Genomic DNA, 22,805 nt, shown 5'->3' on the forward strand with positions numbered 1-22,805 from the left:
AAAGGGATGAATAAAACTGTAAAACAGGGGTGTTAAAACAGGGTAACGGACAATCGGAACGGATTGCCCGTACTATAATCGGAGGAAGGTGAACTATAAAGGGAGGTGGAATCGGGTGGATTGACCCATCTCTTGATAATTGCAGACTATTACTCTCAGAATGACGACTATATTAAATGTCGTAAAAAAATGCAACGGACTATTTTTTTTGTATCATGAGCGTATTATTCAGCAAATTAGTTGTATCTTTGTAATCGCATAGATTTTTTTGAAATGAAAACAGCTATACAGATTGCTAAAATAAGAGCAGTGGTACTCTACATCATGCAGAGTTTCACTCAAGGAGTGGACTATATAAAGTTATTTAAAATACTTTATTTTGCCCAACAGGACCATCTTGTCAAATATGGCAAAGTGATTGTCGAAGACTCTTTCAGAGCATTGAAGCATGGCCCGGTGCCAGCCTATACCTACAAGGCACTGCAAATTGCAGAAGGCAAACCCTTGGATGGGAATTTTGACGAGTTCCTTTCAGACATAGAGGTTCGTGACAAGAAGGTATATACTTCTGCCGTACCCGATATGGACTATATATCAGGTGCCAACAAACGTTGTCTTGACGCTGCTATCGCTAAATATAAGGATACAGACCCTTATGACTTGTCCGATTTGTCGCACGACTCGGCATGGGAAGAAGCGATGACACGCATTCAGGATGATCCTCAAAAGAACTTCATTACCATTATAGATATAGCCCGGGCAGGAAAAGCTACCGAGGACATGGTAGATTATATCCGAGAAAAGCAGATTGTCAAGAACGCTTTATCTTAAATCAAATGGACGACAAAACCGGTGCATTGGAAAAGCTGAAAGCTATAATGGCCAAAGCTGAGCAAGTAGAGATGTCATCAGTCAAAATTGGTGACATTATTTATGTCCCCTTGGACGAAGAGGACGGACTGATACTAAAAGACGGATATAAAGACCGTAATAAATATATTGTTATTATCGGCTTTACTCCGGAAGGTGTCGCTATCGGTGCCTTACTGATAAATTCGGAAATAGATTCTTCCAAGAGGTCGGAAGAGCTACTGGACTGCCAATATCCTTTGATGGTTCGGAACTATCGTGATATTCTGGACTATGACAGTTGGCTGGATTGTTCCGATATATTCGAACTTTCAAAATTAAAAATCACGGAAAAGAACGGTAAACTGAAAGGTTGCCTGATTTCCGAAGACAGGGAACGGGTAATGCAGTTTCTAAGAGAGACAGAGGTGTTCGATAATGCAACTAAAAGACGTTATGGCATTATTAAATAATGGCGTTAAATCATAGGGAATGGATAGAATAGGTTTAGATACCAGAATTTCAAGGAAAGAATCGTTTCTATTGGCAAATGACGGTTTGTATTTAGGCAGATTGTCGTTGAACACATCTACTCCTGATTCCATATCCAACAACGAGAATATATACGGTAGTCACTTTTCAAGTATATCTTTCAAGAATCGGTATTCCATATATGGAAGTCCCAGTTCATCGTTAAGTCCATACAATCCGAATACATTAACCCCACCAGTTATTTATTTAAGAGGTGAGAAAATCGGTTGTTTGAGTAAAAATGTGAATCTTACAAATCGTGTAGATCCGGACGTGCTTAATGACTGGATGATAAGTCAGCGATTATTTGATTAGTTTTCCATACAGAAAAATACATAAGTCTCCAATCGTAAATTGGGAACTTATGTATTTAGTAGGTCAAATGCTGATGCCGTCCTTTAAAACGACTGGAGTTATCGTTGTAAGTGATAACTTCTTCAGACATCATTAATCTCTACTTTCCAATCTTATACATATTATCACGGGAGTCAAACCGCACACCGCAAAAAATGTAGTCAGGTGTACACACTGCCCTTGCCGTGTATATATCCTTGCAGTTGCATTCTTCAAGGTATCCTGCCAAACTATCCACCATAATAGCGCAACTTAACTCCGCTGTTTGATGCTTGAACCGCCTGCCGTTTATTTCGACTAACACATAAGGGGTAAAAAAATCAAACGGGCTATTGCTTTCGGGGGATAAGATGCCAATGTCTATCAGTCTGACAGGATTTAACTTTTCGTCCTTTGCCTTGTCGTTGTCCTTTTCAATTTGTTCACGTAGCAAGCGAAGGTAGCAATCTTTCTTCGCTTCAAAAGTATGTATCGACTTAATCCACTCACGAATCCGTTTCTTAAAGTATGCCATACTATTGGAAACAAAGAGCGTTATCCGTCCGTCTATGACAAAACCGTAATCGGTCATACCACTCCATTTACCCATACATTTATGGCGTACAGGCTCCCATGTCTTGCCTCCTACAAGGGCAACAAATTCATCTACTGCTGCTTTCTCTTTCCTTTTCATTGTATATAGTTTTTAAAATTCAGGAATAGTTGCTTTCTCAATCAAAACGTTGTCGGCATAATACTCAATCGCCCCCGTCGTAACACCAATATCCTGACAAACTGTTCTGAGATAGTTTTGATAGTCGTTTCCAGAAAAGTTCTTACCACATAAGTTTTTGAAAATCATCGGAATGGATATATCGTCTGTACTCGATAGTATCACTTTGCCATTCTGCCTAATCTCTGTTTTCATAATGTTATTTTTGTTTTTATTGTTACTATTTCCCTTTGTTCAACCTGTTTGCGACCTTTGGGATTTATTTTTCTGCCTCCAAAAGGTGGCGGAAACAATCTGACAAGGCTGATGCGGGAAAATACGCTCGACAGACGGAGAGGAAGATTTTTGCGGCTCACTCGCGGCGGAACGCCGGCATTGGCAAGATTGGAGCAGCCTATTACCTTTGCGGGAAAATAAGTCCACGAGAGGTCGCACGGCAGCAGCAAAACGATAATAAATGACAATCAAATAGAAAGGGATGAATAAAACTGTAAAACAGGGGTGTTAAAACAGGGTAACGGACAACCGGAACGGATTGCCCGTACTATATCGGAGGAAGGTGAACTATAAAGGGAGGTGGAATCGGATGGATTGGCCCATCTCTTGATAATTGCAGAATAACGACTGTATTAAATCATAGGGAATGAGTAAGTCTTTTTGATAAGACAGAATGCAGTTCGGAACAGGCAACCTGAAAAACAATGGTTTTTGTTTGCTTGTCCGCCAATCTTTCGTTATCTTTGTCAAAATGAAGACAGCAGACGGTACTTTCGGGTACGGTCATTGTCGTGACATGGAAGATTCATACTCGGCTTGGAAACAGGCGGAGATTGATATACATATTATACGTTCACTGAACGTCTTGGAATAGAAAACTGACACTTATCAAAAAGACAAGATGTATAGCAAAATATTCATACTGTATGTTTATACAGCAAGGGTTTGCTTATCTACCTTTTAGGTATGGCAGTACCTCTATTCCGGAATAGTGTGGGTTCATGCTGTTCTTTAGGGTGCAAGGTGGACATAATTCTTAAAAACACATTGAATATGAAACAGATTTCCTTGCACGTGTACCAGTCCATCGACGGTTGTCCGGCTCCTTCGGACAAGCATTTTGATGCGGCTGTGGATGCCTCCAGTTGTGTGCTGATTGACGAAGAAACTTACCTGCGTATTTATATGAACCATTTAGGTTGGCCGATTACGGCGAAAGAGACTTTGGTTGTAACGAACGGCGGCATCGACCTGACGGAGAATGAACGAGTGAAGTTCATCCAAGGAGATGCAGTGGCAGAACTGAGACAGATGAAGGAAGACGGCGACGGTATGGTGGTGGCTTACGGTGAGGAAATCGGGGCTTTACTCTTGGATAACGGGCTGGCGGACGAAATCACAGTGACAACCGTTCCGGTACTAATCGGCGGCGGCGAAAAGGCATTGGAATGCGGATTGAATGACGGCAGAGCTTGGATTGTGCGGTCAAATAAGGTGCTGGTGGACGGAAAAATGAGGACGGTGTACGGGAAGGTCTAATATGACAAATAGATATTATAGCAAAAGTGCAGCAACCAATTGCTGCACTTATTTATAAAAAGACGTGCCTTAAACATGCTAAATAGGCGAAAAGTAAGGCAAGTATATTACTTTTTAAGCCGAATACTAAAAAAGGTAGAGAAAGATATAAGGAGGATGGAGCCTCCGAAGATATAAAAATACAGCAACACCAACTAAACCGGCACATAGGTAAAGCCGGGCAATACATCAGAACTAATAGCGTACTTTGCCATATCACGCTATGGCTGACAAAACAGCCTTTACATGAATGGCAAAGGAGTCACCGCTACGGCTCGGAATATGCGAAAACAAGATGGCTGTTATACGATTGAGCTGCCATAGAGATTTAGAACTTTTAGTCCATTCGCTGTAGCCTTACGATAAGTATAAAACGTACCACCCTTGGGGTTGCCGTCATACCAGGCAATAAGAGACGAACTGTGAAAAACCATATAGTCGTTGCGTCGAAGCAAACAGCCATGGTAGTAGTGTTCGCTCAGGATGATAACATCATCCGAGTTACAGAGAATAGTATCATACCGGGCTTTCATCGCATCGTTCCACCGCTCGGATTGTCCGCGATACGGTACTACGACAATAACTTGCAGACCTGACAATTCGGACTGCAACGCAAGAGCAACTTCTGCCGCCAGCATATCAAACCCCATGGCACAACCACAGTAAAAATGACGATAACCTCCAGCGTATGCCTTGGTTATCGCTGCCTTTAATTGCAGCTTCAGTTGCTTCCTGTATAGGAATGGAATATTGCGGTGTCCACTGAAGCAAACGGACACTGCCTTATCATACTTTGTCTGGGTCATATTATTTCACTTTGTAATGGGTTCTTGCGAGGAATATACCTCCGAGTACATTAGCACCAAGGCTTTCAAGCTGATTGGCATAGGTAGCATAACTCAGCCCTTTGGTTATCACATCATCAAAGACTACCACAGACCTGCCGTTGAAAAAAGCCGAATCAAACTCAATGACGTTTACCTTACGGATTTCTTTCTCTGCCTTACGGTTTTCGTGAATGGTTAGCCTCTCACCACTCACTGATACATGGTCATAACCATTGATAGCTCCCGTCAGTTCGCATACTCTTTGGCAGAATGCTTTGTAACGTATCTCGTTCTTCTTATCGGTGGATGCCGGTACGGGAGAAAATACAATGTTAGTACATGATGTTCCATAACGTTCGGTCATGTTGGCTGCCGTGCGTTGAGCAACCTCTTCGTATGCCCGTCCATCCTTGAAATCAAAGACTAACTTGCGGTCTGCTATCTCACGCTCACTCACATTGCGTATGCGTGCAGGAAAATACTTGCAGAACCATGCCTGTGGCTTGTCCAACTGTTTTTGAAGTTCTATGTCTATCGTCTTTGCCATAACTCTGATAATTTTTCTTTTTCCCTCTTTTTGAAGGCTGTTCAGCCTGCTGAGGGATATTTTCTGCCATCAACTGCCGCCCAAGAATACCGATAAGACAAAACGGCGACAAGAAATACGCTCTGACGTGTCAGAGGAAGATTTTTCGTTCCAGCGATAGTGGCGATTTGATGTTTGGTAAAAGGCGGCTTACTTTGCGGAAAATATGACTACAGCAGAGCTAACCGACAAACAGAATATGCTTTCTTACTACAGGCGGTTGTCATATAGACATGTAGAATAGGTGCAAGATTTATAAAAGGAATGGGTGGGCAGTGGAACGTCTGTGGCTTGCCGGTCCAAACTTCCCGATGAAGTGACCATACAACTTAGTCTCAAATCTGGCGAAGCGTAAGCCTTGGCAGTTTGTGACCGAGGTGTACGGTCTTTTCATGTTTGGCTTCCGTAAAGAGTCTTTCACTCACCCCATAGCAGCTCTGCTGCCATAAGGTGAGTGAATGTCTCTTGCGGACAAGTCCTGTGACGCTCCGCTGATGGTGTGGGGCGAAGCTATAAAAACAAACAGACGGCATTGCCGGTTACAAAAGAACAGATAGCAGAGGTCGCTGCAAGGACAACAGATTGGCTTGATTGACACTTGTGGCAAATGTGCCATCGTCCTTGCTTTATCCCAAAGACTGGTACACAGCATATAGCAGACTTGTATGCCATTTGCCGTGTACCGGTCAGGGCGAACATCTTCTATAAAAGTTGAGCATGTACAATTAAAAGAGGAAATTGTATGGGTAAGACTTTATGATATAAAAGTGATATGGCTTATAAATTATCGGTGCTATTTTAGATTAGTGCCACGATTTTGCTAACTTTGCAAGTGAGTGAAAACGAATTTGATATAAGTAATGAAGCCATAACCCCCATATCCGATTATGTCGAAATACACCGTAATGTTGTAAATAACCAGATTGAAACGGGCTGCTTCATTCAAATAAAAATACGATGAATGCAAGACTATTGTTCATACTCCTGCTTTTCACAATTGGGGCATTGTGGTATATTATCGGCTACTGGCGACGAAAAGCAGGAGAAGCGGCATTCGCCGCCGCACGGTTGACCGAAAAGAGCGAGGAACGTGAACGTTACTGTCGTCTGGCGGTAATGGCCGGTCATCGGGAAGCCTGCCGTATGTTCTGTCTCTTGCATCCCGAACGGTTTGATGGCCATTCTCCCCATAAGCCGTTCAAGTTACGAGGCATCCGAATCTCCTTTTACGGATATTACTATCCGTCACGATACAATGCGCTGCTCAATGATGAACAGAGGGCTTTCTGCCATTCCATCTACCAGTTCAAACAAGGAGATATACACGGAATCGAGTTCTTTAAAACGTGTATGAATGCCTTGCAACTGAAAAAGAGACCTTACCATATAATGTTCATGCCGTGTAGCAACTGGATAAAATACGGTCAACGGTTCAAACGGCTCGACTGGTACATCGGAAAGCACCGACAGGATTTAACTTCAGGACTATACGACGTTGATATTTGCGATGCACGAGAAAGCCTGCATGAGGCCAAAGGTGGAGAGAAGCGTATCCTCGAACGAAACTACCTCATTACCGGAAAAATCAAAGGGAAAGAGATTATCATCATAGATGATGTGCTGACAACCGGGCAAAGCGTGGTGGATTACAAGGAAGAGATAGAACGGTGCGGTGGCAAAGTAGTGGCGGCTATCTTCTATGGCAAGACGCTCTCCATGCCTTCGATGCTCCTTGTACAAATACACGTCTGGGGCAACCATATTGCCCATATTATTGAACGGATGACAAAGTAACCGGAACGTTTTCAGCCCTTTTCACTTCTCTTTTACAAACCTGCCAATGCTGATATACACTCCTGCCGGATGGATTGGATATAATCGAGTATAAGCGAGGGGCTGATACTCCTGCCATTGAGTTTGCAGGTGATATGCAGGTGTTCGCCGGTGCTGCGTCCTGTGGAGCCGGTAATGCCAACCACATCACGAGGATGAACTATTGCCCCTTTGACGATAAGAATTTTAGAGAGATGACAATAACTGACGGTGTACCTACCATGCCGCAAGGTTACATACTTGCCGGAAGTCTTGTCCTGTCCGACCTTCACGACCACACCCTCCATCATGGCCATCACCTTGTCGCCACGTGCGCGCAAGTCCAGTCCGCCATGAAATTTACTCTTTCCCGTAAACGGGTCCTTACGGTAGCCATAAGGCGAAGTGACCTTGATATAACGTAACGGGTAACTTACACTCAAGTAACGATCCATCCACTTTTTCTTATCCATATCTGCGGATACCGGGATACCTGTTGAAACTTCCTGTACGGAAATCTCGCTTTCGGATGCCGGTTCCGCTTGGTCTAACCCCATATCCAATACCTCCATCTTGTAGCGTGTTGGGGTAACGGCAACGGTATTGAATTGTGCTTTGGCTGGCGTGATACATAATGAGACACCCGTCATCATCAATAATAAAATCTTTCTCATGGCAGCAAAGTTAGCACGCTCTTCTTATGGTCTGTCCATTGCCGACTGTTTTCTCTCCAAATATAACTATTTAATCAATTTTGAATATGATTATTTGCGAAAAATCATATTCAAAACATTAAAAATACCACTTTATAATCACTTATAAAGAAATGTTTTAGTCATCAGATAAGAAATCGCTCTATATTTGCTGAGTATAATTTTATAACATCGTTCAGAATATGAAAAAAGAACAATTTGAGTTCAACGAACTGCCTTATCCGACATTGGCCCGCTTTGGGCTTACCCAAGAAATGATTGAAGATTTGCCCCTGTGTATCCTGAAAGAAATCGGGAAAGGCGGCTACTCGCCGGTACTGCCCATGCGTGTCACTAACGAGAATGGCGAAGTAATCGAGAGTCGCAGTCGGTTTGCCTTTATCCGTATGGATAGCGGCGAGGTGGATGTGGTCTTTTATCCCACACTGAAGTCGTCACCACTGGAATGCTACAACGAGGAGCAGCAAAAACAGTTGCTTGACGGCAAATCCATCATTGCAGACGTGGCTATGGCGGACGGACGACGCAGTAAAGCTTTCGTGCAAATCGACGAGGAGACAAAACAGGTGATGTATGTTCCGACACCCATCATCGCCCGTAACCTGAAAGTGCTGGCAGAGGTAATGCACTTAGGTACAGTAGAAGTAAACGGAATGCAGCATGGTGAGCCTCTGACGGTGGCAGTGGATGGCGAACCTGTCACGGTAGGCATCGACCTTCACAACAAGACAGGCATCCGTTTCTGCGCAGGTGACGCGCAGAAATGGAAAGAGCAACCCAAGCGTGAATGGGATAAGTACACCTTCGGTTGCTACGGTTGCTGGGTGATGAATGATGACGGCAATCTCGACTACGTTCCAGAGGAGGAATACACCGAAGAACTGTGGAACGAACAGAAGAAAAGCGGTGAGCGTAACCGAATGGCAGGTATTCACAAATAAAACCTATTTAATATAAGCGTATGGCACAACAGAAATATTATCCCGAAGAGATTCTCGTCGAGAAGATGCAGAGCGGCGAATACGGCTGGCTCGATTACATCAATCATTTTTCTGCCGAGTGGCAGGAGGAGTACGCCCATTACTGTGAGGAAAAAGGACTCACGGTCTGCGAAGATTCTGCCGCCGGGTTTGTCCGTTTCAAAGACGAACAATTGGAAGCGGCTATGAAATACGGCAACGCATAACAAGTAACCATCATAACATCAGACTATGACGATACGAACAAACACTAATCCTCGGCAGATGGACTTGCAACCCGAAATGCGCAATCTACTGATGCGTAACGGACTTCAAGCCCATGTCGCATTTGACGGAGGCGGCTACCGGCTGATTGTGCAAGGGCATGATTCACCGTTATTGGTCTATCCTATAACAGAACGACAGATGTTGGCTCTGACGGACTGGGGAACGAATACGGCCAACAAGAAAGCCTACAACATACTCACGAGTATCATAGGAAAAGATTTCTATATGCCGAAAAATTTCGTCCATGCCCGCAATGCCAACGGTCGCGTGGCGATGGGGCTACATGGCTACCGCATCGGTATCGGTGAGTACGGACACATGGGGCGACTGGGTATGCCCCCTCCATTCCTTGGTTGGACACCACGCGAACAGTGGGGTTTCCACCTACGCAGAGTTGGTGGGCAGCTTTTCTTTCCGGGGCCATCCATCGTACCCGAACGCCCAGACGGGCGCATGAAGCCCGGCGAACTGCAATCGGGTGGCTACGGCTTTTACTACAAAGGCGGTCAACAGGAGCAACCCATTGTACAGCAAGATGTATTGAAGAACTTGCAGGAGGTCATTACACCGCTTGTCAGCCGTCCGCGCAGCAAGGAACCGGCACAAGCATACAAGGAGTTGATTGCTTCACCAGTCTATTTTTCCAACGAGAAATGGTCGGAGTGCCTTACTTCGCACGGTCTTATCGTGGATATGGAACGGAGGACACTGACCGTACAATCGGAAAGTGTCAATGCCGATATGGTCTATGACCTGACGGAAGAAGAAGTGAAAAAACTGGCTACCGCATCCATCGAGGAACAACCTGTGGAGAAACGGCTGGATCTGCTGAACGGCATTATCGGAGCGGACTTTGCCGATAAAGTAACGATGGAACAGCTCAACAGCGAACAACGCATCAGTATCGGCCTGCATCCCGAAGTGCGGCATGAACTGGAAGAACGGCAGCGGCAGGAACAAGAATTATTCATGCAGCAAGAAACTCCGATGCGGCAGGAATACATACAGGGCAGTATCGGTGCAGCCGTGGACGGTCGTGACCTGCAACTACTCAACGAAAGCAAAGGCTGGTATCGTGAGGAGAAACATGGCCGGGAAGTAGAGGTCAGTGACATTGCCGTGCAACCGGCACAGACGGAGGGTAAATACAAGATGTCCGCTGTTATTGACGGACAGGTCATCAGCCACGAAATCAGCCAGAAAGACTACGACAAGTTTCTTGCTGTGGATGATTACCACCGGATGAAACTTTTTTCGAAGATTTTCAACGAGGTGGATATGAAGACACGTCCTGAAGCGAACAAGGGGCTTGGCGTGAAGATATTCGCTGCCCTTACCGCCGGTGCTGTGGTGGCATCGGAAGTCGCACATGGCTTCCATCACCACCACTCTCCGGAGTTCTATGGCGAACGTTTCAGCGGACCGCCACATCCATACTTCAAGCCCGGTGTAGATACACCGAGAGATGTGGCCATCCGTAATTTCGAGGCACAGATGAATCAAGATATTAATGAAATGAGAAGAGGGAGGTAAACCTATGAGAGACGGAGACCTTACATACGATGACTTTCTGCAACGACTAAACATCCAGGACGTATTGATTGACGCAGGGTATCACCTGAACCGTCGTGACGGTCTGCGCTATCCCTCGTATGTTCGTTTGGACAGCGACGGCAGACGTATCCGTGGTGACAAATTTATTGTGACACAACAAGGAAAATGCTGTTTCCACGCACAACAACAGAAAGTTTATAACATCATTTCCTTCATCAAGGAGCATCCGCACTTTTTCACGGAGTACCATGCGGGTATGTCTCCGGACAGACTGGTGAATCTTGTCTGTAACAGATTACTGAACATTCCTGTCACTGAACGGAAAACCCGAATAGTGAACCCTAAACGAGATGTAAAGCCATTTGACATAGCGGATTACGACATTCATAAGTTCAATCCGCAGAATCGGGAAACGCAGAAAAAATTTTATCCTTATTTTAAAAGCCGAGGTATCGACCTTTATACACAATATGCCTTCCATCGGCATTTTTATCTGGCTACGAAACATCGGGAGGACGGTGCGACCTACACGAACCTGTCCTTTCCACTAACCCTGCCCAAAGGCGACGGAGCGATTGTGGGACTTGAAGAACGAGGACGTGCCCGTATGGACGGGAGCGGCAGCTACAAAGGCAAAGCCGCAGGGAGCAATTCAAGCGAGGGACTGTGGATTGCCAGCCCTGCCCGCACTTCTCTCACCTCCGCCAAACATATCTATTGGTTCGAAAGTGCTTATGATGCGATGGCATATTACCAACTTCATCAGGCACAGAACAAGGATCTGCGAAAGGCGGTATTCATCTCTACCGGAGGGGCACCGAGCCAGCAGCAATTCATAGGAGCGATAAAAGCAACTCCCCATGCCTCACATCATCTTTGCTTCGATCATGACCGTGCCGGACAAGTCTATGCTATCCACTTTGCTCTCACTCATGCAGGCTGGAACTTCTCCACCTGTCTGTCACAAACCGGCAGACTGATTGTACAGAACAACAGCGAAGACTATTCACAGTATGAAATAGAACTTGAACCATTCAATTTTGAAAAGATTACAGCCATTCTGGGTATAAATGATGCAAAACAAAATTTGAAGAATGGGGAGCGTGACGACATGGGAATTGGTGACGGCTATCTACAGGAAATGAGAATGGTTTGTATGGATGAGTACGAAATGGCTCGTGACGAAGGTTCTGCCAGTGAGGAAGAATTAGAGAAAATGAGAAGCAATCTGGAAGCCATCGAAAAAGCGATTGATGCTTCCATTTCCGGTCCGGAAGCTACAGGATGCATCTTGTATGAATCTGCCGCAGAGGGTTATAAGGATTGGAACGACCAGCTACTCGGCAAACGGATAAAACCAGAGAAGGATAACCTTGACGATTGGGAGATCAGCGGTAAAGCCACGCTGAATCATGCCTTGTCCGATTTGCCCGAAGTCAATCCGGAACATATCCGAAACGGATTATACGACGAAGCGGACCATGAGGCTGTGCGAAAGCGTCTTGAACGTGCGGACAGAGTAATATTCTCCTTTGAAACCAATGACCAAGGAATGTCAGATAAGGGTTTTCAGGAAATGTACAAGATACGGGAAGAACTTGCCCGGTTGGAAGTGGATATAACCAATTCTCTTTCCGGAATGAGAGAAGACTTTCATTCCCGTTTTCACCGATAATCCATAAAACCTATGCAGAGAACTTGTCACAAAACCATTGTCATCCATCCACATACCGGGCAATTTGTCATCAACGAGCTGCCCACTCTCGTGCTGTGCGGCACTGTATGGGTGTACGGAGGCATGGAAGGGCTGCCATTGACAGCTATTGCCACAGTAATTGCCTTGATACTCTCGTTACTGTTACTCTACCGTTATCTCTACCTGCGGCGAATCCGTTATTGCATCGGCACGGAACAACTTGTCAGTGAATACGGTATTATCCGTCGCAAAGTGGATTATATGGAGCTATATCGTATCGTGGATTTTCAAGAGCACCAAAGCCTGCTGCAACAATTTTGTGGGCTGAAAACCGTACGTATCCTTTCAATGGACAGAAACACGCCCCGTCTTGACCTGATCGGTATCTTCCATAGGGACGACCTCGTGTCAATTATCCGTGAACGGGTAGAAACTAACAAACGAAAAAAGGGAATATATGAAATCACGAATCATTAGTCTGGGGCTGGTTGCCTCGCTGGTATGCCTGCTTCCACAGGTGGCAGAAGCCCAAATTGCGGCTTCCAATCCGTTGGAATGGACTGCATTGGCCGAAGGTAACGAACTGATAAACGGGCAGATTGAAAAACAAATAAAGGGACAGACACAAACAGCCTTGCTCCAAAACAGCATCGCTACCGAGTTCAACCAAATCCACAAGTGGGAGAAGCAGTACAACAGTTACCTCAAGACAGCAAGCGGTTACGCTTCATCACTGAAAGCCTGTACGCATCTCTACAATGACGGTGTGCGGATTTTCCTCACGCTGGGGAAATTAGGCAAGGCCATCCAAAACAATCCGCAGGGCATTGTGGCCAGTATGAACATGAACAACCTCTATATAGAAACAGCAACGGAACTTGTCTCTGTTTTTACATTGCTGAATGACGCTGTGGCCAAAGGTAGCAACGAAAACATGCTTACGGGGGCAGAACGCAGCAAGACGCTATGGGCGTTGAACGACCAACTATCGGATTTTAGCCGGAAGTTACATCTGCTCTATTTGAGCATACGGTACTATACTTTCAATGATGTGTGGAACAACGTAACGGCAGGAATGCTTGACCGTGACAACGGTGAGGCAGCTCGTATGGCTCTGTCCCATTGGCACAGGGCGGCAGCTCTCGTCCGATAAAATATATCAGTTATGAAATGGACAATTTGGATAAGTATATTACTGCTGTGTCTTACCGGTATCGGTGAGGTACAAGCGCAGAATGACCCTGTACTGGCCGGAATGATTGCAGTATATACCGAAAAGGCAGAGAAGGAGCTGAAGAATCAGGAAAAGGTCATGCTGATGCAGACCACCGGACATATTTGGACAAAAGAAGAAGTGCAGGCGACAACAGACCTGCAACGAGAGTTTAATAACTATCTAAACTCTTTCCGGTCAATAGTCTGCTATGCGGCGCAAACTTATGGGTTCTATTATGAGGTATCGAAGCTGACAGACAATATGGGCGACTTCACCAAACAATTGAAGCGAAGTCCAGCCAATACGCTTGCCGTAGCCCTATCCACACAGCGCAACAAGATTTATAGGGAACTGATGATGAACAGCGTGGAAATTGTGAACGATATACGCACAGCGTGCCTTTCGGAGAACAAGATGACGGAAAAAGAGCGTATGGAAATTGTCTTTGGCATCCGTCCAAAGCTCAAAACAATGAACACAAAGCTGCAACGACTGACCAAAGCGGTAAAGTACACGACAATGGGCGACATTTGGCGGGAAATCGACGAGGGTGCACATCCCGAAGCCGATAAACGTAGTATCGTGGACGCAGCCAAGCGACGTTGGCGACAGATTGGAAAGAATGTAAGACCTTAAAAATGTAATGATATGGGAATTTGGGATTCAATATTAAAATATGGCGGCAAAGCAGCAAAAGCTACCGGAAGAAGTATGGGACATGCTGCACTGCATCCTTCACAAACCTTACGGGGCACAGGACAAGCCGTCAAGACCGCAGCCATCGGCGGTGCAGTCGGTTATGTGGGTTGGGAGAAACTAACCACAGATAAGAGCGTGGTACATATCGTAAGCGATGCGGTCATAGGGAAATCGGCTACGGATACCCTTGCAGATGCAGCGGACGGTGTGCGAGAACTGACAAGCAAAGCCGGAGAAGCAGTCGGTTCCGTCAGCGGTACGGTAGCCGGCATAGACTCAAAACTGGGTGGAGTATCGAATTTTCTACGGCAAGTCTCCAATGGCGGAGTTTCCGATATGTTCGGTAACTTTTTCCGTAATCTCGGACAGGGTAACGTGTCGGGATTGAGTATAGCGGGACTGGTCGCAGCAGCATTTCTTATATTCGGACGCTTCGGCTGGCTGGGCAAGATTGCCGGTGCATTTCTCGGCATGATGCTTATCGGTAACAATGCCGGTATTTTCCGCACACCTGATACGAGAAGCATACAACGAATACAGACACCCGCTCTTCCCGTTGAAGAACAGACGAATAGCGGGGGGATGAAAAGATAAGAATAAGAATCAAATATAATCACATAATGAAATATACAGAAGAAATGATCCTGCAATCCGAAAGTGGATACTGTATGCCTTTTGAAGAACGGAAGGGCAAGGATGTGAAACTATCGCTCGGCTATGGCGAACAAACCGATCCGACAACGGGCAAAACATATTTTCATCATGGCATCGACTTCGATGTACGGTGCTACACGCTGGCGGCTGTCGCCAGCGGTATCGTGTCAGGTATAGGCAATGACCCTATACTCGGCATCTGCCAAACTATACGCTATGGGGAGTATGAAGTGACCTATGGGCATTTGTCAAATGTCTTCGCCCAGTTCGGACAGCGTGTCAAGGCCGGACAGACTGTAGCTTTAAGCGGTGACAAGCTGCATATCGGGATACGCTTCAAGGGTGAGGAACTGAATCCGCTGGAATTTCTAACCATGCTGTATGGGAATATCCAAGCATTGTGTCATGCTGATGGAGGCGAAGCGGCAACATCTCCCAACATGGAGATGGCACTGACCACCGATTACGAGCAGGACAGACAGGAAATAGAGGAATTGATGCTACGTTTCCTGCCCTACTACATGGAAGACTTACAGCGTGGTGCATACCGACTTCCTCCACATACGGAGCAGTCACTCCGCCATGTCTTTACAATGGGAGCAGTCAAAGAATATTTCTATGAAAATATGCCAAGTATATCCAACCCACTCGGACTGGGACATAAAGCAATGCCGCTTGCTTGTAAGGTGCAGAACCTACTCATTGCGGACTTCCTGCATTACCTTGCCCTACGGCATGGCGTGTACTTATCGACGATGGGCGATGATGTAAAAAAAAACTCTACGACGAAGCCCTGACCCATAGTGGTATCATTGACCCACTGGCAGAATTAGACATAGACATCCAGAGCTTTGACATACCGAGAGCAGTCACGGTATATCCTGACCGGGCCGGTGTGCGCTGGTGGACGAAAGCATGGTTCAATAACCGGGAAGAGGGCGAAGCATCGGTGGAGATTGAGCGAGAACAAGCGATACGCTTCATTCACGACAACATCGAGAAGGATGTATGGCTGGAAGAGTTTTATCCCAAACAGATGGAAATTTACCACAACGCCATCGAGCAGACAAAAGAGCAATTATTAATGAATAGAATAGGATAAACATATAATACACTATGGACGGAATCAAGCATAGCGGACGGTTTGCAGAAATGGAACGCCTCGTGAACGACTATTTCAACTGCCATATCGCACCCATCATGTCAAAAACGCGGACTGACCTCATACGGAATCAGGGAGAGGAAATGAAAGAATATTCCACCTCTTTAGGTGGTATTCTCAGTATGATGGCATCTTCGGCACAACCAATGAGCGACCCCTATCAAGCACTCAAGGTCACAGGCGAATGGAACTCCAAAACAACAGAGGACTATATCGAGATGTGCAAGACGGAGATTACCGGTTCCGAGGAAATGCAGCAAGACCTTGCGTATATGGCCGGGCAGTGGCGGGATACCGTCGTGCAGGAAATCGGAAGGGCACGTTACAATGAGTTGTCAGAACAGCTCGGTTGTGACCTCGCCTATGCCTATATGGACCACCGAATAGAGGAACTGATGATTGACCGGTTGGTGAAAGAACGTATGCCCAAGTCTTCCGCTGACTACATCATCCGAAAGGCTGCCGAATCGAGTCTGCTGGGATTATCGCAGACGTTAAGCCGTTCACCGCTGACCGATGAAATAGAGGCACGAGGCGAAGCAGCTTACCGCCCGAACAGATGGGAAAAAGGTACGGGATGGATGTTGGGCACAGCCGCAGATACCCTGATGATGGGTGGTACTGGTTCATGGACGACACTGGCAAAGTTTACCGGTGCAGATGTGGCTATTGCAGCCATCACCAATCATTTTGAAGGCAAGAAGCCTGATACCCTTTCAGTAGAACAGTGCATCAGTAAAGGAGTGTTCGGCAGAGACAGAAACGTATTCGACGATTTTCGCAAAGAGGCAGCCCAAATACAAATCAAAGAGAACACGGCGATTGGTACAGACAACAAGCAACTGAAAAAGAAAATCCCTGTCATGGACTTTGGCTTCATGGAATGGACACAAAACCAGAATAGCGGTTTATTGTGGCCGAATGTACAGAGCAAGGAAGAACAGAAATATGAGGAACGGTACAAGGATGTGCCGATTGTTGTTGCTCCCGGACAGGAAGAAGCCTACTTGCAGTCTTTGGAACAATGTGACAAAGCGAAAATGGTCAGGACAGAACAGGATGAAATTATGAAAGAAGAGAAGCATGAAACTGTTGTTCCTGCCAATGATGCGGAACAACATGTACAAACGATACAAAGTGCGCAAGTAGCACAGGGAAACGGTTGGGGCGGACTGCTTGGTATGCTGGGACTGGATGGCATAGGTAATATCACAGGCAATCTCGGTTATGTAATGGCCATGCTCCCTGATGTTCTACTGGGAATATTCACAGGCAAGACAGAATCATTGCATTTGGAAGACAATATGTTACCGATAGCGAGCATTGTGGCGGGTATGTTTGTGCGTAACCCGTTGCTGAAAATGCTCCTGATAGGCCTGGGAGGTATGAACTTGTTGAATAAGGCAGGACACGAAGCCTTGAAAGAACGAACAGAGGGAAAACTGAACGTAACAAATGAGAACAATGTGCAGTACCGACGCTATACAAATGAAACTCTGAACCCACGTATAGTAAACCCTGTATTGCAAGATAGTACGTTGATTGCCACGATAGACCGAGTACCGTGTACCATCCAGTTGTCACCGATTGTAGCAGAAGCCTACCGTACCGGGGCATTGCCTTTGAACACGCTGGCAAATGCTGTCCTTGCCAAGAACGACCAGCTTCGCCAGGCTGCCGCACGGAATTATGAGGACGGAAAACTGGAAACCATCGTGCGCCCACGGGGTATTCAATAATCCTATAATCAAATAAACGATGAAAGAAAAATCGCAAATCGAAAAGAAAGCCGAGGAAAAACAAATCACCTTGCTTTCTACGGCTTTGAGTGAAGCCTCGAATGCCGGTGGACACTGGCTCAACGCATCAGGAAAGGGATACCCGCGCTTCTATCCAAAGGGTGTTTCTGTCAGCGCATTCAATGCACTATTCATGACGCTGCATTCTGATAAAAATGGATGCAAAACCAACCAGTTCACGCTATTCAGCGATGCCAAGGCACAAGGAGCCTCGGTGCGTGAGAATGAGCAAGGCGTTCCATTTTTGTTTTATAATTGGAACAAGTACGTTCACCGCAATAATCCAGAACAGGTTATCAGTCGTGATGACTACATGAAACTGTATGAAGAGGAACAAAAATTATATAAAGGTGTACATAACCGTGAAATTCGCACTTTGTTCAACATTGACCAGACGACACTACCCTACGTGGATAAGGAGCGATACGAAACGACGTTGCGGCGGTATGGAAGTGCAGTGGAAAGAGGATATACGGAAGCTGACAACCGACGGTTGCATATTCAATTCAACGACTTCCTACTGAGGATGCGAGACAACCTTGTGCCTGTTCGTTTGGATGGAAGCGGTGTACCCCACTACGAAACAGATAAGGATGCGGTCTATATGCCGCGACAAAGAGAGTTCAGACATTATCACGACTATATACAGGAAGCCTTGCGGCAAATCGTGAGTGCTACCGGACACCAACAACGATTAGCGCGTGAAGGTATGGTGATGAAGAACGGTGTGGCTCCTTCGGAGGATGCTGTCAGACAGGAACGGTTGGTAGTGGAACTGGCTTCAGGGATTAAAATGTTGGAACTGGGGTTGCCAGCACGGTTGTCTGAAGAAAGTCTGAAGACAGTGGAATACTGGTGCCGGGAGCTAAAAGAGAACCCGAACTTGATGGACGCTCTCGAAAGTGACGTAAACAATGCCATCGAAGTAATCAATAAAGCGGAACGGGGCGAGAAAATCGAATACGCCACCATGCGCAACCGGCGAGACACTTCAACCATGCAGGAGCAAATGCCCAAACATTATTTTGTGTCGAACGAGATTCGGCAGCATCCGGATAAAGAAACGAAAAAAATTGTGCTTGTTATTGACCCACAGGCAAAAACCGCAGATGTAATTCTTCCAGCAGGGGCTTCTACAGAGGCAGATAACGAGATACCGGGAATGAACAAGGGACGTATCATGCGAGCGTTGCAGAAAGATGGAATCGAGCAGGTACGCTTCTACAATACGGATGGTGCATTAGGTTATCGACCCGATGACAGTTATTTTGCCGAGAAGATAATTATGCTGGCCCGGCTGAAGAATTGGGCAATGGAGAAGCTCTCCACACTGGACGTGGCGTCAGCGGTCAAACAGGCGAATGAGATCGGATTTGACCACGTAGAGATGATTCAAGATGATAAGAAACGATGGGCACTTTATATCAAACCCGAAAATAAGAGCGGATATAGCATCTATCCTGATAAAGAAGATATAAACCGCTTCTTTTCAACACTCAAGCAAGCAATGGATAACATCGGTAAGGTTCGGATGGAACTGGCGCACAAGTATTATGCGCTGGCCGAGGTCAAACCTGACCTGAAGGTGGATTTGTTCAGCAGCGAAATGCCGGAAATAGACTTGAACCGTATCCAGCGTGTTTCGGTTTTCAAAACCAAACAAGACGGCATACAATGCGTCGCAACTATTGATGGGCAGAAACAGCCTGCCCGAAGTGTCACTCCGCAACAGTGGCAGCGGATGTGGATAGCGGAAGAGCGTGACAGCTACAAACGTCATTTGGCAGCTACCTTATTCGCAGACGTACTACAAAAAGGACAATCGCAGGAGGCACACACCGGAGAGAAACAACAGAAAGAAGCAGAGTTGTGGCCGATAGAAACGGTAGCGCAGGAACGGACGGAATCAGACAACAAGGGTATTTCACCGGAACGGCAGTTGTGGGACAAACTTAAAGCGAATCATCCCGATGCCTTGCAACTGCTTCGCACGAAAGATGGTTATCGGCTCTATAACGAAGATGCGGTACAGGGTGCAAAGATATTGGGCATAACCCTAAAAGAGTATCCGGAAGGGGACATTACGGCTTCAACGGAATTTTCAACGGAGCAGCTCGACAACTATCTGTCTAAGCTCGTCCGTGCCGGGGCACGGGTTGCTATAAGTGACATGGAGGAACAAGAAACACACAGAGGTTTTCATAGATAAGGAGTAAGGAAATGAGCAAGAACCAACAATACGCAATGAAATATGCAGAGTATGCTATGGAGCAGATGCGCCGGTACGGAATCCCCGCATCCGTGACGTTGGCACAAGGCATACTGGAAAGTTCCAACGGGCAAAGCCGTTTGGCGCAAAACGAGAACAATCATTTTGGCATCAAGGCTACGCCTGCATGGATTGCCGAAGGAGGAAGGTATGGTATATATACTGACGATAAGCCGAATGAGAAGTTTTGCAGTTATGACAGTGTGGGTGATTCATACGAACACCACTCCCGTTTTTTAAAAGAAAACAGCCGCTATGCCCAATGTTTTGCACTTTCGCCCGACGATTACAAGGGTTGGACACAAAATATCGAACAGGCCGGTTATGCCACAGGCGGAGAATATGCCGAGAGTCTGCAACGGATTATAGAGCAAAATGGCTTACAGCAGTATGACAAACTGGTGATGCAGGAAATGGAGACACAGGGTAAGCGGTTCGGTACGGAACATAATCCTCTCCGAACGTCTGAAAATTCAGAGTATGGTGCGAAGTACTCATTCCCGGTAGAGCGTGAAGAGTTTCTTTTTGTTACCTCGCCTTTCGGTATGCGGCAAGATCCGATGGACAACACGAAACAACAGATGCACAAGGGAATTGATATCCGTTGCAATGGCGATGCGGTACTGGCTACTGAGAACAACGGGAAGGTGGTGGCTGTGAATCAGAATAAGAACACGCCCGGTGGAAAATCGCTGACTGTGGAATATACCAGAACGGATGGCAGCAAGGTACAATGTACTTATATGCACCTTAAGGAGGTTACTGTAAAGGTCGGTGATGTAGTACAAGCCGGTGGGAAGCTCGGCACATCGGGCAACACAGGTACACGTACAACGGGCGAACATCTACATTTCGGCGTGACAAACTTCTATGCAGACGGAACAAAGCGTGACATCGACCCTGCGGCTTATCTGACTGAAATCGCACAGAAAGGTAATATCAAATTGGAAGTGTTGTACAACGGGAACAGCCTGCTCACCCGATATAAAGGAACAGAAGAGAATGCCGCCGGCAAAAACCTTTCGCCCGACGGATGGATGAAGAAGTTGCTTTCGTCAGAGGATAGCGGTGTGGGAATGTCAGGATGCAATGACCCTATAGTAGAGATGGCGATGACAGCCTTTAGTTCCCTTATGCTATTGGCCGTACAAATCGACAACAAGAACGAGGAGGAGCAAAAGACTGCCATATCCAAACAAATGGATAGTGGACGCATCAATCTGAAATCATTATTACCGGGCATGAAAAACTGCGAACTGGCAATCAGTGAAAATGGAAAGGCTATTCTGCGAGTGAACAATGGAGAACTGCGCATGTCACGTGAGTTGACTACTGCGGAGTTAAGCCGTCTGTCGGCAACACTGAATAACAATACTCTCACAGAAGAAGCCAAAAGGATACGTGTAACCGGTATGCTGAATACGGTTATCCTCTCGGAAGCGGCTTCACAGAATTTTGAACAAGGGATGTCCCAACAGCAGGGACAGACAGAGAACCTAAAAAGATAGAAGCGTGGCGATATGGTAAAATGCGTGATGATACAGCTATGCAGATGTCTGTTCGGACTGTCCTACCTTGCCTTGTATGTCCTGCTCTGCTACCAACTCTTCGGCTGGGTAGCAACGCTCATTATCGTGAGCGTTCAACTGTTCCTTGCCGGATGGCTGATCTGGGCAATGATACGAGCACCCGATTAAGAGCAATGATTTAGCAGTTCAACAACAAATCATGGCAACACAGTTGTCGGGTGATTATGTATCACATTAAAAGACAATAGAAATGATAAAATGTAATGTTACGGTATGTGGCGTTATCGGACGTGATGCGTCGATACGCACCAATAAGGAAGGGAAAACGTTCCTGGTTTTTCCTCTTCGAGTAATGATCCCTGACACTGACGGGAAGACTATGCCTATTGAGGTGGATGTCAGCAAAGATACTGCCGGAAAGGAGGTTTCCAAATATCGAAATGGTTCCCGCATCGAGGTTTCGGGGACAATGTATCTCAAACACCGTGGTGACAAACTTTATTTCAATCTTTTTATTAACGAAATTCGTACAGCTACGGCAGATGCGAAAGATACGGTCAAGGGCGAATTAGTATTTCGAGGTAAGGTCGGGCAGCATATCGAGGAAAAAAGGGATAAGAAAGACCAGCCTTACACAATGTTTTCGGCATTCAGTACGGAGAAAGTAGAGGATGGCTTTGAATACCAATGGGTACGTTTTTTCTGTTTTGGCAAAGAACGCGAAGCATGGTTACAGCCGGGCGTGCGAGTGGATGCCAAAGGTGAAATATCCCTTTCGGCATATAACGGAAAGCTGAATGTTTCATGCAAGGTGGAAGAACTTGTACAGTATGTAGCAGATTCGTCTAATTCCAATCAGTAAAGGATATGGCCGGATATAAAAAACAGCACACGGACGGGCCGAACAGCGAAGATAAAGCATTAGACCTCTTCGCTGAAATGATGATTTTATGTTGAGGTCAACATAAGATCATTAATGTTGCCCATTTGTTTATGTCAGTTTCTTTCATATTTATTTGAT

27 protein-coding genes are annotated in these 22,805 nt (G+C 46.0%); 21 read left to right on the forward strand and 6 right to left on the reverse strand.

What is annotated here, in order from left to right:
- Positions 1-273: 273 nt before the first annotated feature.
- Genes DW039_RS18650 through DW039_RS21530 form a run of 3 tightly spaced genes read left to right on the forward strand, consistent with a single transcriptional unit; the run spans position 274 to position 1,695 of the window.
- Complete coding sequence (locus tag DW039_RS18650; RefSeq protein WP_005777276.1) at positions 274-831, forward strand: Panacea domain-containing protein; 558 nt, start codon at positions 274-276, stop codon at positions 829-831.
- 5 nt (positions 832-836) lie between these two features.
- Entirely contained in the window at positions 837-1,322 is a 486-nt protein-coding gene (locus tag DW039_RS18655) for a hypothetical protein (protein WP_007898928.1), read from the forward strand.
- A gap of 19 nt (positions 1,323-1,341) precedes the next feature.
- A complete protein-coding gene (locus DW039_RS21530; protein ID WP_004323416.1) occupies positions 1,342-1,695 on the forward strand; it encodes a hypothetical protein in 354 nt (117 codons plus the stop codon).
- A gap of 139 nt (positions 1,696-1,834) precedes the next feature.
- On the opposite strand, the gene DW039_RS18665 is transcribed toward DW039_RS21530, so the two are convergent.
- The gene (locus DW039_RS18665) at positions 1,835-2,407 is read right to left on the reverse strand and encodes a hypothetical protein (RefSeq protein ID WP_118356392.1); all 573 of its coding nucleotides are present in this window, start codon (positions 2,405-2,407) and stop codon (positions 1,835-1,837) included.
- A gap of 12 nt (positions 2,408-2,419) precedes the next feature.
- Positions 2,420-2,641 carry a hypothetical protein gene (locus DW039_RS18670; protein ID WP_005777269.1) on the reverse strand — a complete coding sequence of 74 codons (222 nt, stop codon included), beginning with the start codon at positions 2,639-2,641 and terminating at the stop codon, positions 2,420-2,422.
- A 475-nt stretch (positions 2,642-3,116) separates the two neighbouring features.
- On the opposite strand from DW039_RS18670, the gene DW039_RS18680 reads away from it, so the two are divergent.
- Both DW039_RS18680 and DW039_RS18685 read left to right on the forward strand, forming a co-directional pair.
- Positions 3,117-3,317 (forward strand): hypothetical protein, encoded by a 201-nt coding sequence (locus tag DW039_RS18680; protein WP_007218122.1) that lies wholly within the window; start codon positions 3,117-3,119, stop codon positions 3,315-3,317.
- A gap of 179 nt (positions 3,318-3,496) precedes the next feature.
- Complete coding sequence (locus DW039_RS18685) at positions 3,497-3,982, forward strand: dihydrofolate reductase family protein (RefSeq protein ID WP_004308674.1); 486 nt, start codon at positions 3,497-3,499, stop codon at positions 3,980-3,982.
- Positions 3,983-4,323: 341 nt separating this feature from the next.
- On the opposite strand, the gene DW039_RS18695 is transcribed toward DW039_RS18685, so the two are convergent.
- The 3 genes from DW039_RS18695 to DW039_RS18710 all read right to left on the reverse strand — a co-directional run bounded on the left by DW039_RS18695 (position 4,324) and on the right by DW039_RS18710 (position 6,050).
- A complete protein-coding gene (locus DW039_RS18695) occupies positions 4,324-4,827 on the reverse strand; it encodes an SLOG family protein (protein WP_118356391.1) in 504 nt (167 codons plus the stop codon).
- Position 4,828: 1 nt separating this feature from the next.
- Positions 4,829-5,395, reverse strand: a complete 567-nt coding sequence (locus DW039_RS18700) for a ribonucleotide-diphosphate reductase subunit alpha (RefSeq protein WP_004308675.1) — start codon at positions 5,393-5,395, stop codon at positions 4,829-4,831.
- Between the two features lie 460 nt (positions 5,396-5,855).
- Positions 5,856-6,050: a hypothetical protein gene (locus DW039_RS18710; RefSeq protein ID WP_072067446.1), complete on the reverse strand. Its 195-nt coding sequence runs from the start codon at positions 6,048-6,050 to the stop codon at positions 5,856-5,858.
- Positions 6,051-6,391: 341 nt separating this feature from the next.
- On the opposite strand from DW039_RS18710, the gene DW039_RS18720 reads away from it, so the two are divergent.
- The gene (locus DW039_RS18720; RefSeq protein WP_004308677.1) at positions 6,392-7,228 is read left to right on the forward strand and encodes a phosphoribosyltransferase family protein; all 837 of its coding nucleotides are present in this window, start codon (positions 6,392-6,394) and stop codon (positions 7,226-7,228) included.
- 32 nt (positions 7,229-7,260) lie between these two features.
- Here the strand turns inward: DW039_RS18720 and DW039_RS18725 are convergent, their stop codons facing one another.
- The gene (locus DW039_RS18725; RefSeq protein WP_004323419.1) at positions 7,261-7,920 is read right to left on the reverse strand and encodes a M23 family metallopeptidase; all 660 of its coding nucleotides are present in this window, start codon (positions 7,918-7,920) and stop codon (positions 7,261-7,263) included.
- A gap of 221 nt (positions 7,921-8,141) precedes the next feature.
- Here DW039_RS18725 and DW039_RS18730 point away from each other — a divergent pair, with 221 nt between their 5' ends.
- The 15 genes from DW039_RS18730 to DW039_RS18800 all read left to right on the forward strand — a co-directional run bounded on the left by DW039_RS18730 (position 8,142) and on the right by DW039_RS18800 (position 22,646).
- A complete protein-coding gene (locus DW039_RS18730; protein WP_004308679.1) occupies positions 8,142-8,900 on the forward strand; it encodes a DUF4099 domain-containing protein in 759 nt (252 codons plus the stop codon).
- Positions 8,901-8,920: 20 nt separating this feature from the next.
- The gene (locus DW039_RS18735; RefSeq protein ID WP_005836766.1) at positions 8,921-9,145 is read left to right on the forward strand and encodes a hypothetical protein; all 225 of its coding nucleotides are present in this window, start codon (positions 8,921-8,923) and stop codon (positions 9,143-9,145) included.
- A 25-nt stretch (positions 9,146-9,170) separates the two neighbouring features.
- A complete protein-coding gene (locus tag DW039_RS18740) occupies positions 9,171-10,739 on the forward strand; it encodes a hypothetical protein (protein WP_008659504.1) in 1,569 nt (522 codons plus the stop codon).
- Between the two features lie 4 nt (positions 10,740-10,743).
- A complete protein-coding gene (locus DW039_RS18745; protein WP_004323422.1) occupies positions 10,744-12,435 on the forward strand; it encodes a toprim domain-containing protein in 1,692 nt (563 codons plus the stop codon).
- Between the two features lie 12 nt (positions 12,436-12,447).
- Complete coding sequence (locus DW039_RS18750) at positions 12,448-12,933, forward strand: PH domain-containing protein (protein WP_004313632.1); 486 nt, start codon at positions 12,448-12,450, stop codon at positions 12,931-12,933.
- Complete coding sequence (locus DW039_RS18755) at positions 12,914-13,609, forward strand: hypothetical protein (RefSeq protein ID WP_004308684.1); 696 nt, start codon at positions 12,914-12,916, stop codon at positions 13,607-13,609. The genes DW039_RS18750 and DW039_RS18755 overlap by 20 nt, the downstream gene beginning before the upstream one ends.
- A 12-nt stretch (positions 13,610-13,621) precedes the next feature.
- On the forward strand, positions 13,622-14,308 hold the full coding sequence (locus DW039_RS18760; protein ID WP_118356390.1) for a hypothetical protein: 687 nt from the start codon (positions 13,622-13,624) through the stop codon (positions 14,306-14,308).
- Positions 14,309-14,320: 12 nt separating this feature from the next.
- Positions 14,321-14,965, forward strand: coding sequence for a hypothetical protein (locus DW039_RS18765; RefSeq protein WP_004308686.1), 645 nt, complete (start codon positions 14,321-14,323; stop codon positions 14,963-14,965).
- A 26-nt stretch (positions 14,966-14,991) separates the two neighbouring features.
- On the forward strand, positions 14,992-15,822 hold the full coding sequence (locus tag DW039_RS18770) for a M23 family metallopeptidase (protein WP_004313633.1): 831 nt from the start codon (positions 14,992-14,994) through the stop codon (positions 15,820-15,822).
- Positions 15,823-15,845: 23 nt separating this feature from the next.
- On the forward strand, positions 15,846-16,127 hold the full coding sequence (locus tag DW039_RS18775) for a hypothetical protein (RefSeq protein WP_009017568.1): 282 nt from the start codon (positions 15,846-15,848) through the stop codon (positions 16,125-16,127).
- Between the two features lie 14 nt (positions 16,128-16,141).
- Positions 16,142-17,926 (forward strand): hypothetical protein, encoded by a 1,785-nt coding sequence (locus DW039_RS18780; RefSeq protein ID WP_004323424.1) that lies wholly within the window; start codon positions 16,142-16,144, stop codon positions 17,924-17,926.
- A 19-nt stretch (positions 17,927-17,945) separates the two neighbouring features.
- Positions 17,946-20,195 carry a zincin-like metallopeptidase domain-containing protein gene (locus DW039_RS18785; protein ID WP_004308690.1) on the forward strand — a complete coding sequence of 750 codons (2,250 nt, stop codon included), beginning with the start codon at positions 17,946-17,948 and terminating at the stop codon, positions 20,193-20,195.
- 11 nt (positions 20,196-20,206) lie between these two features.
- Positions 20,207-21,763: a glucosaminidase domain-containing protein gene (locus tag DW039_RS18790; protein ID WP_118356389.1), complete on the forward strand. Its 1,557-nt coding sequence runs from the start codon at positions 20,207-20,209 to the stop codon at positions 21,761-21,763.
- Positions 21,764-21,775: 12 nt separating this feature from the next.
- Positions 21,776-21,952 carry a hypothetical protein gene (locus tag DW039_RS18795; protein ID WP_004313634.1) on the forward strand — a complete coding sequence of 59 codons (177 nt, stop codon included), beginning with the start codon at positions 21,776-21,778 and terminating at the stop codon, positions 21,950-21,952.
- A gap of 82 nt (positions 21,953-22,034) precedes the next feature.
- Positions 22,035-22,646 carry a hypothetical protein gene (locus DW039_RS18800; protein WP_004308698.1) on the forward strand — a complete coding sequence of 204 codons (612 nt, stop codon included), beginning with the start codon at positions 22,035-22,037 and terminating at the stop codon, positions 22,644-22,646.
- Positions 22,647-22,805: the final 159 nt, after the last annotated feature.

This window comes from Bacteroides sp. AF39-16AC (genome assembly GCF_003602735.1).
GTDB classification, from domain to species: Bacteria; Bacteroidota; Bacteroidia; order Bacteroidales; family Bacteroidaceae; genus Bacteroides; species Bacteroides uniformis.

What these genes read in the sequence shown, in the direction of transcription:
- DW039_RS18780 (WP_004323424.1), top strand. Translation starts at nt 16,142, where the DNA reads ATGGACGGAATCAAGCATAGCGGACGGTTTGCAGAAATGGAACGCCTC.
- DW039_RS18730 (WP_004308679.1), top strand. Translation starts at nt 8,142, where the DNA reads ATGAAAAAAGAACAATTTGAGTTCAACGAACTGCCTTATCCGACATTG.
- DW039_RS18785 (WP_004308690.1), top strand. Translation starts at nt 17,946, where the DNA reads ATGAAAGAAAAATCGCAAATCGAAAAGAAAGCCGAGGAAAAACAAATC.
- DW039_RS18800 (WP_004308698.1), top strand. Translation starts at nt 22,035, where the DNA reads ATGATAAAATGTAATGTTACGGTATGTGGCGTTATCGGACGTGATGCG.
- DW039_RS18750 (WP_004313632.1), top strand. Translation starts at nt 12,448, where the DNA reads ATGCAGAGAACTTGTCACAAAACCATTGTCATCCATCCACATACCGGG.
- DW039_RS21530 (WP_004323416.1), top strand. Translation starts at nt 1,342, where the DNA reads ATGGATAGAATAGGTTTAGATACCAGAATTTCAAGGAAAGAATCGTTT.
- DW039_RS18735 (WP_005836766.1), top strand. Translation starts at nt 8,921, where the DNA reads ATGGCACAACAGAAATATTATCCCGAAGAGATTCTCGTCGAGAAGATG.
- DW039_RS18755 (WP_004308684.1), top strand. Translation starts at nt 12,914, where the DNA reads ATGAAATCACGAATCATTAGTCTGGGGCTGGTTGCCTCGCTGGTATGC.
- DW039_RS18685 (WP_004308674.1), top strand. Translation starts at nt 3,497, where the DNA reads ATGAAACAGATTTCCTTGCACGTGTACCAGTCCATCGACGGTTGTCCG.
- DW039_RS18655 (WP_007898928.1), top strand. Translation starts at nt 837, where the DNA reads ATGGACGACAAAACCGGTGCATTGGAAAAGCTGAAAGCTATAATGGCC.
- DW039_RS18770 (WP_004313633.1), top strand. Translation starts at nt 14,992, where the DNA reads ATGAAATATACAGAAGAAATGATCCTGCAATCCGAAAGTGGATACTGT.
- DW039_RS18795 (WP_004313634.1), top strand. Translation starts at nt 21,776, where the DNA reads ATGGTAAAATGCGTGATGATACAGCTATGCAGATGTCTGTTCGGACTG.
- DW039_RS18725 (WP_004323419.1), bottom strand. Translation starts at nt 7,920, where the DNA reads ATGAGAAAGATTTTATTATTGATGATGACGGGTGTCTCATTATGTATC.
- DW039_RS18700 (WP_004308675.1), bottom strand. Translation starts at nt 5,395, where the DNA reads ATGGCAAAGACGATAGACATAGAACTTCAAAAACAGTTGGACAAGCCA.
- DW039_RS18790 (WP_118356389.1), top strand. Translation starts at nt 20,207, where the DNA reads ATGAGCAAGAACCAACAATACGCAATGAAATATGCAGAGTATGCTATG.
- DW039_RS18650 (WP_005777276.1), top strand. Translation starts at nt 274, where the DNA reads ATGAAAACAGCTATACAGATTGCTAAAATAAGAGCAGTGGTACTCTAC.
- DW039_RS18680 (WP_007218122.1), top strand. Translation starts at nt 3,117, where the DNA reads ATGCAGTTCGGAACAGGCAACCTGAAAAACAATGGTTTTTGTTTGCTT.
- DW039_RS18765 (WP_004308686.1), top strand. Translation starts at nt 14,321, where the DNA reads ATGGGAATTTGGGATTCAATATTAAAATATGGCGGCAAAGCAGCAAAA.
- DW039_RS18760 (WP_118356390.1), top strand. Translation starts at nt 13,622, where the DNA reads ATGAAATGGACAATTTGGATAAGTATATTACTGCTGTGTCTTACCGGT.
- DW039_RS18745 (WP_004323422.1), top strand. Translation starts at nt 10,744, where the DNA reads ATGAGAGACGGAGACCTTACATACGATGACTTTCTGCAACGACTAAAC.
- DW039_RS18710 (WP_072067446.1), bottom strand. Translation starts at nt 6,050, where the DNA reads ATGGCACATTTGCCACAAGTGTCAATCAAGCCAATCTGTTGTCCTTGC.
- DW039_RS18695 (WP_118356391.1), bottom strand. Translation starts at nt 4,827, where the DNA reads ATGACCCAGACAAAGTATGATAAGGCAGTGTCCGTTTGCTTCAGTGGA.
- DW039_RS18720 (WP_004308677.1), top strand. Translation starts at nt 6,392, where the DNA reads ATGAATGCAAGACTATTGTTCATACTCCTGCTTTTCACAATTGGGGCA.
- DW039_RS18740 (WP_008659504.1), top strand. Translation starts at nt 9,171, where the DNA reads ATGACGATACGAACAAACACTAATCCTCGGCAGATGGACTTGCAACCC.
- DW039_RS18665 (WP_118356392.1), bottom strand. Translation starts at nt 2,407, where the DNA reads ATGAAAAGGAAAGAGAAAGCAGCAGTAGATGAATTTGTTGCCCTTGTA.
- DW039_RS18670 (WP_005777269.1), bottom strand. Translation starts at nt 2,641, where the DNA reads ATGAAAACAGAGATTAGGCAGAATGGCAAAGTGATACTATCGAGTACA.